This is a genomic window from Niallia circulans NBRC 13626 (assembly GCF_001591585.1).
Classification (GTDB): domain Bacteria; phylum Bacillota; class Bacilli; order Bacillales; family Cytobacillaceae; genus Niallia; species Niallia circulans.
This window is the reverse complement of record NZ_BCVE01000007.1, coordinates 162,192-175,017: the sequence shown is the minus strand read 5'-3', so window position 1 is coordinate 175,017 and position 12,826 is coordinate 162,192. Positions and strand designations below refer to the sequence as shown.

The 12,826-nt window shown below is 34.7% G+C and carries 10 protein-coding genes; 8 read left to right on the top strand and 2 right to left on the bottom strand.

Going from position 1 to position 12,826, the window contains the following annotated elements; all coding sequences use genetic code 11:
- The first annotated feature begins 42 nt into the window (after positions 1 to 42).
- Positions 43 to 1,917, top strand: a complete 1,875-nt coding sequence (locus BCI01S_RS11320; protein ID WP_061798752.1) for a sensor domain-containing diguanylate cyclase — start codon at positions 43 to 45, stop codon at positions 1,915 to 1,917.
- Between the two features lie 85 nt (positions 1,918 to 2,002).
- Here the strand turns inward: BCI01S_RS11320 and msrC are convergent, their stop codons facing one another.
- The gene (gene msrC / locus BCI01S_RS11315) at positions 2,003 to 2,485 is read right to left on the bottom strand and encodes a free L-methionine (R)-S-oxide reductase MsrC (protein ID WP_047941831.1); all 483 of its coding nucleotides are present in this window, start codon (positions 2,483 to 2,485) and stop codon (positions 2,003 to 2,005) included.
- Positions 2,486 to 2,711: 226 nt separating this feature from the next.
- Between msrC and refZ the strand changes: the two genes are divergently transcribed.
- Positions 2,712 to 3,338: a forespore capture DNA-binding protein RefZ gene (gene refZ, locus BCI01S_RS11310; protein WP_047941832.1), complete on the top strand. Its 627-nt coding sequence runs from the start codon at positions 2,712 to 2,714 to the stop codon at positions 3,336 to 3,338.
- Here the strand turns inward: refZ and hisJ are convergent.
- A complete protein-coding gene (gene hisJ / locus BCI01S_RS11305; RefSeq protein ID WP_061798797.1) occupies positions 3,321 to 4,127 on the bottom strand; it encodes a histidinol-phosphatase HisJ in 807 nt (268 codons plus the stop codon). The two genes, refZ and hisJ, sit on opposite strands and share 18 nt — an antisense overlap.
- A gap of 406 nt (positions 4,128 to 4,533) precedes the next feature.
- On the opposite strand from hisJ, the gene ezrA reads away from it, so the two are divergent.
- The 6 genes from ezrA (at position 4,534) to BCI01S_RS11275 (ending at position 12,809) form a co-directional block, all read left to right on the top strand.
- Entirely contained in the window at positions 4,534 to 6,237 is a 1,704-nt protein-coding gene (gene ezrA / locus BCI01S_RS11300) for a septation ring formation regulator EzrA (RefSeq protein ID WP_061798749.1), read from the top strand.
- A gap of 380 nt (positions 6,238 to 6,617) precedes the next feature.
- Positions 6,618 to 7,763 (top strand): cysteine desulfurase family protein, encoded by a 1,146-nt coding sequence (locus BCI01S_RS11295; protein ID WP_061798746.1) that lies wholly within the window; start codon positions 6,618 to 6,620, stop codon positions 7,761 to 7,763.
- Positions 7,760 to 8,968, top strand: coding sequence for a tRNA uracil 4-sulfurtransferase ThiI (gene thiI, locus BCI01S_RS11290; RefSeq protein WP_061798744.1), 1,209 nt, complete (start codon positions 7,760 to 7,762; stop codon positions 8,966 to 8,968). The genes BCI01S_RS11295 and thiI overlap by 4 nt, the downstream gene beginning before the upstream one ends.
- Before the next feature lie 121 nt (positions 8,969 to 9,089).
- Positions 9,090 to 9,296: an alpha/beta-type small acid-soluble spore protein gene (locus BCI01S_RS11285; RefSeq protein ID WP_031534962.1), complete on the top strand. Its 207-nt coding sequence runs from the start codon at positions 9,090 to 9,092 to the stop codon at positions 9,294 to 9,296.
- A gap of 243 nt (positions 9,297 to 9,539) precedes the next feature.
- Positions 9,540 to 11,117 (top strand): acyl-CoA synthetase MbcS, encoded by a 1,578-nt coding sequence (mbcS, locus tag BCI01S_RS11280; protein ID WP_047941836.1) that lies wholly within the window; start codon positions 9,540 to 9,542, stop codon positions 11,115 to 11,117.
- Positions 11,118 to 11,210: 93 nt separating this feature from the next.
- Positions 11,211 to 12,809 carry an amidohydrolase gene (locus BCI01S_RS11275; protein ID WP_061798742.1) on the top strand — a complete coding sequence of 533 codons (1,599 nt, stop codon included), beginning with the start codon at positions 11,211 to 11,213 and terminating at the stop codon, positions 12,807 to 12,809.
- Positions 12,810 to 12,826: the final 17 nt, after the last annotated feature.

Genomic DNA, 12,826 nt, shown 5'->3' with positions numbered 1-12,826 from the left:
TAATCAAAGAAAGAATAGTTAGGTGAATTAGGTGATAAATACATGGACTTCCTTGGCCACCAAAAAATAATAATGTTAAAAAGTCGTTTTTTTGATTTATATAGTATGAAAGTGATAAATGAAAACATCGGCATCATCATGCAAGCAGCACTTGAAGCAATCCAAGAAGTACTTGGTGCCGTTGAAGTAACTTTATATTCTATCGAAGAATGGAATGCGAATTGGACGATTGTGTCTTCAACTGTAATAAAGAATTGCAAGGAGCAGGCTGTTTATCTGAAGGAAGAGATATCTTTTCTATGTGAATATAAATTCTCTCGAACTTCTATAAAAGATGATTCGGTACATGATTATATGTTGTTAGCACTTAAGAACAAGGAAAAAGAACAAGTTGATTATATTTTAGCAATTAAAATGAAGAAGGAACTATTGGATGACCCCCATGGAGAGAGTCTTTTGTTTGATATGGCAGGTAAAGAAGTTGGAATCTTTTTTACAAACATGCAGAATATTGTGGATACAATGAAAGAAAAAAAGAAATACAAGCAGTTATTTAAAGTGACGGAGAAGTTTCATTCATCCATGATGATGGAAGACGTATTAAGAGAAGTTATCTTCACTTTAAAGGAAGTTTACCCATTCTATCATTATTTTCTTCTGCTTTCCCATGATAACAATAGTCCAACAGATTTACCAGTTAAGGACTTAGAATACAATGGCGAAAATATGGCTGCAATGGAGGCTTATGTTACAGCTGAATTACAATTCGAAAACTTGAAAGGGGAAAAAAGTTCGGTTATCTATGCACCTTTGAAAGGAAAACAAGGTGTATATGGCGTTTTGCAAATTATTGTTCCGAATGCAATCTCCTTTCCGAAAAACGAAGTGGAATTTATTTCTTTATTAGCTAATACAGCAGGAGGGGCTTTGGAAAATGCTCAGTTATATCAACAATCTAAAAAATTAGTTACTGATTTGCAACTAATTAATGAGGCTTCTCATCAATTAAATTCCAATTTACGTTTAAATGAAATGATGAACTATATTTGTGAAAGAATATCTGCTAGTTTTGATGCAAAAGAAGTAGGATTTATCTTATTTTCACTTGAAAACAATTCTACAAAAGTGCTGTCCGGGAGCTCCTCTTTCTTTTTTAATCAAGAATCACAGCAATATATTAAATATGTTAAAGAAAAAATTCAGATCGAGAAAGATTCTCTGTTTCTAGGAGATTTTAGTATGCAGCTTGAGGGAGCACGATATAAATCCATTATGGCTGTGCCAATGATGCAGACAGGTGTATTAAAGGGGGTTGCGATTGTCATGCATCCTTCTGCCTATCATTTTTCTTTTGATACATTTAAACTATTACAATCATTGATTCATCATTCTACCCTTGCCTTAACCAATTCTTTGTTAAGAGAAGAATTAGAAAAAATGGTTGTTACAGATCATTTAACAAAATTATATTCAAGAAATTATTTGGATGAAAAAATCCAAATGTCTTTACTGGAAGATAAAGAAGGAACGTTTATTTTAATCGATATTGATGATTTTAAATTGATAAATGACACATATGGTCATCAAATTGGCGATGATATTATTATTCAGGTAGCGAATATTATAAAAGATAATATTCGAAGTTCTGATATTGGCTCTAGATGGGGGGGAGAGGAATTAGCTATTTACCTCCCTAGAGTTCCTCTCTCTTTAGGTGTAACTATTGCAGAAAGATTAGTAAAAAAGGTAAGGAGAAATTCTAAACCAGCAGTAACCATTTCATGCGGGGTTGCTTATTGGAATAAACAAAGTAATGATACGTATCATACTCTTTTTAAGCGTGCTGATAAAGCCTTGTATACGGCAAAAGAAACAGGAAAAGATAAGGTTATCATTCAAAATACTCTTCTTATTTAGAGAATAAAAGGGTGTTTTACCTTTCTCCAGAGGAAAGATAAAACACCTTTTTTGCAAGCTGACAATAACAAAATTATTCCTATTATTATAAATACTTAACTAAAGTAGAAGCGAATAATTCTAAGTATTTTTGATCCAATTCATCAAATCGATTCTTTTCTGGGGAATCGATATCAAGCACTCCAATTAATGTGCCATCTTCTTTTACTAATGGGATTACAATTTCGGATTGAGAAGCGGCATCACACGCAATATGGCCAGGGAATTGATGGACATCTTCAACTCTTACTGTTTCTTTATTGTGAGCGGCTGTACCACAAACCCCTCTCCCAAATGGAATTCGAACACAAGCAGGTAATCCTTGGAATGGTCCAAGAACTAGTTCATTTTCTTCCACTAGATAAAAACCCACCCAATTGATGTTTTGCAAAAATTGATTCAATAATGCGGATGCATTAGAAAGATTCGCAATAGCATTATGTTCTCCCTCTAATAAAGCACGTAATTGCTTTTCAACTAATTGATACTGTTGTTCACGGTTACCATTATATGTTTCGACACTAAACATGTATATCACCAATCTTTCTCGTTTTAAATGTGTTTTTTTGACGATAAATACAGAAGAATCCAGCACTTTGTCGGAAGGTTTTTAAAGGATTCTTTCCGCTGATAAAGAAATTGTAATTAAATAGAAAACGATTGTCTTCATAAAAACAGTCTTTCTCAATTATATAGAAGTTTTTATTATTCAACCATACTTTTTAATGATTCGCAACAGAAAAGAGGTAGACTAGATGAAAGAAATTTCAACAAGGGATGCCATTGTAGAAGCAGCCATTTCTTTATTTAATCAAAAAGGCTATCATGGTACTTCTATACGTGATATTGCTGGATTAGCAAATGTAAATATTGCCAATATATCGTATTATTTCAATGGGAAACAAGGATTATTAGAGTATTGCTATATGAACTTTTTTGAAACGTATTTAGAACTGCTTGAAGAAGTATTTCTCCAGTCTGATAGTCCAACAGAGAAATTAAAAAAAATGGTGGATTGCATTATTTCCTATCAATGTAAAAATCCACAGCTGACAAGATTTGTTTTACGAGAGGTATCCATCGATTCCCAAGTTGTAAGAGAAATAATGTCCACCTATTATGTGAAAGAAAGATATATTTTTACGCAAATCCTTGAAAAGGGGATCGAGAGCAAAGAATTTAGAAAACAATCTATTTCTTATAGTATCATTCAATTAAAAGGACTACTCTCGATGCCCTTTATACACTCTTATTATGTGACCGAGGTTCTTCATATTTTTCTAAATGAGGACTACTTTAAAAGAAAGTATATAGAAGAGATCCACCGATGGATTCGCGATGTTGTTTGTTTGAACGAAAAAGAATTATTGATTATTCCATAACATAACGTCCCAGCCTTGCCCTAAATCTTTTGCCTGATGAGCATCAGATCCATATACTAAAGGGATTTGACGGTTTATCGCTTCCTTGACAATCCACTTAGGAGGATATGGTTCTTTGCAATATGGCTTATTTACGCCTGCCCCATTATAATCCAGTTCATATCCATGGCTTTTCACTTCATCTAAAATGGTGAAAATAATGGTTTGAAAGTTCTGCTCCTGGGGATAAAGCTGCTGGAATTTATGTATAAGGGTGATATGGCCTAGTCGTTTTGGCTTGGCTGGGCCTAGATCTGCTTTAATCGATTTAAGAAGTGTTTTATAGTAGCAGTCATATAGTCTTGAAACTCCCCCATACTGTTTCACCATATGTCCAAAATACTCAGGACTATAATCCACACAATCATAGCGATTAGATAATGGATCTTTCAAAAAGTGAACACTTAGGATACTGTCGTCCAAAAAATGTCCCCATTCAGCTAGAAAATCTTTTATTTCTAGTTCGAATCCTTCTATATAATCAATCTCGAGTCCTATATTGATCTTTATTCTTTCTTCATATTCTTTCTTGATATGCTGAACTTCCTTTAAGTAGAATGGCAGTGCTTCCAGCGTTATACTACTATCCTGTGTTGGTGTGGTATCGATAAAACCTTTTGGTAATGGCGCATGCTCTGTAAAAGTCATTTCCGTAAAACCGAGCATAATTGCTTGTTCAACGTATTGTCTAAGAGAATCCTTCGTTCCATGGGGGCAAAATGGTGTATGAATATGTCCGTCCTTCTTCAACGTAATTACCATCCTTTCTATTCCTTCTATATTCAATATATACTTAATTTAACAGCAAGGTAAATAAAGAAGTTTTCCTGCGTGTTTTTTTGAATTAATCCTTATATAATTAAGATAACTATCGAACTTTGAAAAAAGAATACAAAATTATGAAAAAAACGTAAAATAATAGTCAAAAATTGTCGTTTACATGTTATCATAAATACAAAGAATTTTACTTGCTTATAGGGAGACATCTCTTAATTTTTTTTCTTATTTTGTTATCGTACAGATTTGTTGAACCTATTTAGTTTTTTAGGGCATTTAATCCATTGTTGTTACTTACGGATTACTGCTGCTTAATTTTGATAAAAAATAGTGAAAATAGATACGGAATTATGGCCGGTGTATGAACAGGGGGCTTCAAATGAATTACATAATTGGAGGAATAGGGATAGTTATTTGCCTATTCGTAGCGGGATATTTTATTAAAAGAAAGTATTATAACGGAGTCGATGAATTAGAAAACTGGAAAATAAATATCATGAATCGTCCAGTACTGGAAGAACTCGCGAAGGTTAAACAATTGAATATGATTGGACAAACTGAAGAGTTATTTGAAAGATGGAGACAAGAATGGGACGATATCGTTACGGCTGAATTACCTGAAATTGAAGAGCTGCTTTTTGATACAGAGAGTTATATTGATAAATATAATTTTCCAAGAGCGAAGAAGACACAAGATATAATTCGGATGAAAATGGAAAGTGTGGATAAAAGAATTGATACACTATTAGAAGAGCTTAATAACCTTGTCGGTAGTGAAGAAAAAAACCGCACAGAAATGGAAGAACTAAAAGAATCCTATCGTGTCAGTAAAAAAAATCTTTTAGCCCATCGCCATACTTTTGGTGATACAGAGAAAAAGATTGAAACAATGCTTCAAGAAATAGCGGAATTATTTATTACTTATGAGGAGAAAACGAATAATGGAGATTATTTAGAAGCAAGAGAAATAGTCTATAAAATCCAAGATCGCTTATCTACTATTACTTATTTGATTGAAAAAATTCCTCCATTATTAATTGAATGTCAAACGAAGCTGCCTGAACAACTTGATGAGTTAAAAGATGGCTATGCAGATATGCTGGAGCAAGGATACATTTTAGAACATTTGCAGATGGATGAAGAAATAGCAAGTTTAACTAATGAACTTGCTTCCACAGAAACAGATTTAAAGGAAGGAAATGTGGAGGCCGTAGAGAAGGTTGTTTCTGAAATTCAGGATAAGCTAGATTTACTTTATGACTTATTAGAAAAAGAAGTGCTGGCAAAAAATTATTGCCATATCAATATGAATGCAACAAAAGAAATCTTAGCAGATGTGCAGCAAGGAAATGCGCAGCTTCAAGTCGAGGTTGGCTTGTTACAAAAGAACTATAATTTAGATAATGAAGATATTGAGCTTCAATTTAAGTTGGAGAAGAAATTAAATTTTCTATTCAAGCAATATGAAGTATTAGAGCATAAATTACTGACCGAATCTGCAGCACATACACTTTTGGGAGAAGAGTTAAAAGATTTAAAGGAACAGTTAGAAAGTGCCTCTTTAGAACAAAAAGCACTATTTGAAAAGCTGCATGCTCTTCGTAAAGACGAAGTTTCTGCCCATAATCGCTTAAGAGAATTAAGTAAACAAGTGGCAGATGCGGTAAGAAGCGTGACAAATAGCAATTTGCCAGGTGTCACAGAGGAATACAATCAACTAATGCAAGAAGCAAAAGAGAGTATTGATCAAGCAAAAAGAATGCTAGAACATACGCCATTAAATATGGTTGAAGTGAAAAAGATAATTGATGTGACCGAAGAAAAAGTGACAATGCTAGTAAATGTAACAATTGAATTGGTTGAAACAGTTTATTTAGCAGAGAAAATTATTCAATATGGAAACAGGTATCGTCGTAAATATCAAAAAGTCCATCAAGGTTTATTAGAAGCAGAAGCTCATTTTAGACACTATCGCTATAAAGAAGCATTGCAATATGCAGCAGCCACCATCGAAGAAATAGAGCCAGGCAGTATGAATAAAATCGAAGCTTGGTCAAATGAATGGAAAGAAAATCAACATTAGAAAGCTAATGCAATATGTGCAAAAAAGTCTGAGGAAATAAACTCAGACTTTTTTTATGTAATGAAGAAATCATAGTAGCTTATCCGTGTATTTGCAAAAGTTTTAACATATGGTAGCATTATAAAGTAAAACTTTCATGGTGGGGCTTATTACCTAAATGTAATGGGCATCTGTTGTGAAGTGTTCGACTTATCGGATATCCTGTCAAAGAACATAAAAAAGCAGTTGCAGTTTTCAATCGATAAATACTCTTTTAAAAGGAAACTACCTTCTAGAAAAGATTTTGTTTTTATGATGTGATGCAGCAAAATGGCTGTTAATAAATATATCCATTTAACTAAGTAAAGTTAACTTTTTTAAGGAAAGGAACTCCCGATGTAATGATCTATATAGATAATAGTGCTACAACTAAACCTTTTTCAGAAGTTCTTGATGCATATACTACTGTATCTCAAAAGTATTTTGGGAATCCATCCTCGATCCATGGGATAGGAATGGAAGCGGAGAAATTACTAATACAGGCAAGGGAACAAATTGCTGAGCTCTTAGAAGTAAAAAGTAATGAAATATTTTTTACTTCAGGAGGAACGGAAGGGAATAATACTGTTTTAAAAGGGATAGCGCGTACGTTTAAAGGAAAAGGAAATCATATAATAACGACAACTATTGAACATGATTCTATTCACAAGGTAATGGAACAATTAGAAGAAGATGGATTTACTATTACGTATGTACCCGTTAATGAATATGGACAAGTTTCTGCAGAGGATATAATCAAACAGATTCGTAAAGAAACCATCCTTGTCTCGGTGATGCATGTTAATAATGAAGTAGGTTCAATTCAGCCGATTGAAGAAATAGGCAGGTTTTTATCTAATTATCCGCATGTTTTTTTTCATGTGGATGGCGTTCAAGGAATTGGAAAGCAGCCAATTTCTTTAAAGAAAGCAAATATAGACGCTTATACGATTTCAGCTCATAAATTTCATGGACTTAAAGGAAATGGCGTTCTATATATAAAAGAAGGTAAAAGGATTCAACCGCTATTAGCAGGTGGTGGTCAAGAAAATGCTTTTAGAAGTGGGACCGAGAATGTAGCTGGAGCAGTAGCAACTGCCAAGGCATTACGAATGCAGCTACAAAATCAAAAAAAGAAAATGTCTGTCCTAACACAAATAAATCTTTATTTGCGTGAACAGCTAGCTAGAATAGATGGTGTCTCTATCCATTCGCCAGCTCTAGGAAAAAGTGTGCCCCATATTCTTAATTTCTCTATTGAAGGAATAAAAGCAGAGGTATTTGTTCATGCGTTAGAAGAACGTGATATTTATATTTCTACAACGAGTGCATGTTCCTCCAAAACTAATAAAGTTAGTAAGACATTATTAGGTATGGGTGTATCCGAACAAATTGCTGAAAGCTCTTTTCGAATTAGTTTTTCGTATGCAAACACAATGGAAGAAATGGAAAAAGTAGTGGCTGCTATACAAGATATCAAAGAATGGTTGAGAGGTGTAATGAAATGAAATATGATCGTATTTTAATACGCTATGGGGAACTATCAACAAAGGGAAGAAATAGAAAACAATTTGTAGATAAATTAAGACGGACAATCGCCAAGGCTTTAGAGGCGTTTCCAGCTGTGTCTATTGAAGCAAAAAGAGAAAGAATGTATGTATTATCAAATGGGGAAGATGTGGAGGAGATTTCCAAAGTTCTTAAAAATATCTTTGGCATTCAATCTTTTAGTCCTGCAATAAAGCTAGAAAGAGATATCGAAATAATCAAAGCGGCTGCTTTAGATATTGTTACTTCTTTATATGAGGAAGGATCTACTTTTAAAATAAGTGCTCGACGTGCAGACAAAGGGTTTGAACTTGATACTAATGAAATAAATCAGGCGATTGGTGGTCATTTATTAAAAAATATCCTTGGTTTAAAAGTAGATGTTAAAAACCCTGATATAAATGTCCAAATTGAAGTCAGAACAGAAGCGATCTATCTTTCCTGTGAAAATATAGCAGGAGCAGGAGGATTACCTTCAGGAACAAGTGGAAAAGCGATGTTGATGTTATCTGGAGGATTGGATAGTCCGGTAGCTGGATACTTGTCCATGAAAAGGGGATTAGAAGTAGAGGGAGTACATTTCTTTAGTCCGCCATTTACTAGTGAAAGAGCTAAACAAAAGGTAATTGATATTTCGGAGAAACTGGCTCGTTTTAACGGACATTTTGTCTTGCATATTGTTCCATTTACGACAATCCAGCAGTTGATTCATAAACAAATTCCAGAGAACTATACGATGACTGCAACACGAAGAATTATGTTAAGAATCACAGACGAAATTCGGAAAAGACAAGAAGCACTAGCTATCATTACGGGTGAGAGCTTAGGTCAAGTGGCGAGCCAAACGTTAGAAAGTATGTATGCAATCAATGACGTGACAAATACTCCTATTTTAAGACCTTTAATAACAACAGATAAAACGGAAATTATTGAATGGGCAAAGAAAATTGATACCCATGATATCTCCATTCGTCCATATGAGGATTGTTGTACAGTATTTGTACCTTCTTCTCCAAAAACAAAACCGAAAAAGGAAAAAATACAGTATTACGAAAGTTTTACTGATTTTGAGCCTTTGATTGAAGAAGCAGTCAAAAATGTGGAAACGATAATCCTGAAAAGAGAAGAAAATAAAATAAACACAGAAATGGATTCCCTTTTCTAAGTGGAGCATCATAACTTTTGCTAACAAAAATCCCAAATATTTTTGTGAAGAATTACCAGTAATTAAAACGAATGAATGCCATGTGTATTACACATTCTATTATCACAAGGAGGTGATACACATGGCAAGCAGCAACAATTCAAATCAATTATTAGTACCTGGAGTTTCTCAAGCTCTAGATCAAATGAAATATGAAATCGCTACTGAGTTTGGTGTAAACTTAGGTGCTGAAACAACTTCTCGCGCTAACGGTTCAGTTGGTGGTGAAATCACTAAACGTTTAGTTCAAATGGCTGAGCAACAATTAGGCGGCGGTTTCTCTAAATAATTGAATAAAATGGCCAAAGAGCAAGGTGTTATGCCTTGCTCTTTTCTTTACGATATTTTTATAAAAAGAAACACTTTATCATTTTGCAGAGTGAGTTTCTATTGAACTTTCATGTAGATTTTAGAGTAATTCTTTGAAAAACTATCAAATTCCTAGTGCTTTGAAATTTAAATAATTTAAAAAATACAAATGGGGTAGTATAATGGGTTAAGTATTTACAATTAGAATCAGGAGGAATAGGTTATGAAGACGGAAGATTTAATAGCTCCCAAACAATATAATTTTGTTTCGGAGATTGAGAAATTTGCCCAGAATCCAGATAGGCTAGCGTTGAAATGGGAGAACGAAGAAGGCGAAACAAAAGAAGTTACATATTCCTCTTTAATGAAAGCAGCAAATAGAATAGGAAATGTATTTAAGGATGAAGGGTTACAAAAAGGAGATGTCGTGCTTGTTATTGTTCCACGAATAATAGAAGCATATCAAGTATATTTAGCAGCTTTAAAACTAGGGTTAACGATTTTACCAAGTTCTGAAATGCTGCGGGCCAAAGATTTGCAATACCGGATCAAGCATGGAGACGTAAAAGCAGTTGTTAGTTATTATCCTTTCATAGGCGAATTAGAACTAGTAGAAGATATACATATGATTAAACGCTTTGTGCTGGGAGAAGGAAAAGAAGGCTGGATGCATTTAGATGCAAGAGCAGAAGATGTTTCTGACGAGCTGCAGTTAGCTCCTACATTGAAAACAGATACGGCTTTTATTTCCTATACTTCAGGAACAACGGGGAATCCAAAAGGTGTTGTACATACGCATGGATGGGCATATGCTCATCTAAGAACAGCTGCTCCAAATTGGCTCTGTATTGAAGAAGGAGATTTAGTATGGGCAACAGCAGGACCTGGATGGCAAAAATGGGTATGGAGTCCTTTATTATCAGTATTAGGATCTGGAGCAATTGGACTTGTTTATCATGGACGATTTAATCCAGAAAAATATTTACAACTTTTGGAGAAATATGAAGTGAATGTTTTCTGTTGTACACCAACAGAGTATCGTCTAATGGCGAAAGTGGAGGATATTCATAAGTATCAATTAAACCAATTACGAAGTGCTGTTTCTGCTGGCGAACCATTAAACAGGGAAGTAATTGATGTATTTAAAGAACATTTCCACCTAGATGTACGTGATGGATATGGACAAACAGAAAATACATTATTAGTTGGGATAACAAAAGGAGTCGAATTAAGACCTGGCTCCATGGGAAAACCAACACCAGGAAATTTGGTGGAAATCATCAATGAAGATGGTGAAATTTGTTCAGTTGGTGAAGTTGGAGATATAGCAGTTCACAAAGATACGCCAGCGTTGTTTAAGGAATATTTAAAAGAACCAGAAAGAACACAAAATCAATTTCGCGGGGAGTATTACGTCACAGGGGATCGTGCGAGAAAAGATGAAGATGGTTATTATTGGTTCGAAGGTAGAAGAGATGATATTATTATCAGTTCTGGCTATACGATTGGACCATTTGAAGTGGAAGATGCTCTTGTTAAACATAAAGCGGTGAAAGAATGTGCGGTCGTAGCAAGTCCAGATCCAATAAGAGGGAATGTTGTGAAGGCATTTGTCGTTCTTAGAGATGGAATGGAAGGAAACGAGGAATTAACGAAAGAGCTGCAATCCCATGTCAAGAAATTAACGGCTCCTTATAAATATCCTCGTAAAATAGAATTTATGAATGAGCTGCCAAAAACAACTTCAGGTAAAATTAGACGAGTTGAATTAAGAGAGAATGAAAAAAATAGTAAGTACTAAAACAGTATATTGAATTGAAGCAGGGAGACAAAAAGGGCACTTTTAAGAGTGTCCTTTTTGTAAAAAGAAAAGTGAAAATGGGGAGGGATTGACGTGAGAAAACTTATTTATGGTGGGAAAATATATACACTTAAAGAAGAAGGAGATCTGGTAGAAGCTATTTTAACAGATGGACAATATATAGTAGACTATGGTGATAAGGAATATTTGTTAGAAAAACATGGAGAAAGCATAGAGGAAGAAATAGACTTAAAAGGTGATGTGCTTCTACCAGGTTTTGTTGATAGTCATATGCATTTAATTGGTCACGGAGAAAAACTTTTAAGACTAAATTTATCTGCTTGCACCTCGAAAGAGGAAGCTTTACAAATGCTAGCTAGTTATGCAAAGGATATTAAAGAAGGCGAATGGGTTATCGGAGATGGTTGGAACGAAAACATGTGGCCTGAACAGAAAGTCCTGACAGCTAAGGACATTGATCAACATGTTCCCAATCATCCCGTTCTCCTTAACCGAATATGCAAGCATGCGATTGCGGTGAATTCATATGCTTTGAAGATTGCCAATATTACAAATGATACACCAGTTCCATTTGGTGGAGTTATCGAGAAGGATGAATTAGGCAACCTTAATGGCGTATTTAAAGATCAAGCTCAAGAATTAATCACAAGTGTTCTACCAAAAGTAACAGACGAATATGTGGAGAATGCATTACGAGCAGGAATTAAAGATGCTTACCGATTAGGCCTTACTGGAGCTCATACAGAAGACTTAAATTACTATCATGGATATAAAGGAACATATCAGTCCTTTAAAAAAGTAATAGAAGAAGAGGGCAATCTATTTAGAGCTCATCTGCTTGTGCACCATGAAGTGTTTGAAGAGATGAAAGAAGATGGTGGGAAATACTTAGGTGGTTCCGAATGGGTAGAGTTTGGTAGCATGAAAATATTTGCAGATGGCGCTTTCGGAGGAAGAACCGCCTTTTTAAGTAGACCGTATCATGATGATCCTTCGACAAATGGAGTAAGTATTTTTACCCAAGAAACGTTAGATGACCTAGTAGCAAAGGCAAGAGAAAAAGAAAATCCGATTGCTGTACATGCCATTGGGGATGCTGCCTTTGAGATGGTGTTGAATGCTATTGAAAAGTATCCCTTGCAAGGGTCTGGGAGAGATCGTCTTATCCATGCAACCATGCTGCGCAAGGATTTAATCGAACGTATGAAGGGATTACCTTTAATATTAGATATCCAGCCTAGCTTTGTAGCTTCCGATTTCCCATGGGTTATCGATAGACTGGGAGAGGAAAATTTAGCATACTGTTATGCTTGGAAAACATTATTAGAAGAAGGATTGCATTGTGCAGGTGGTTCAGATGCTCCAATTGAAAATGTGAATCCTTTAGTAGGAATTCAAGCAGCAGTGACAAGATCTAACCAAGAGGATAAACAAGGAAAAGGATATATTCCCGGAGAGGCTTTGACGATTTATGAAGCAGTTTGCCTGTATACAAAAGGGAGTGCCTATGCTATTTGTCATGAAGAGGATCGGGGGAAGATTGAAAAAGGGTATGTAGCGGATTTTACGATTTTAAATATGGATATATTTCACGTGAACTCACATGAAATAGAGCAAATCGAAGTAACGAAAACTATTGTTGGAAATGAAATAATGTACGAACGTATTTAACAGAGGAAGTTAATCCA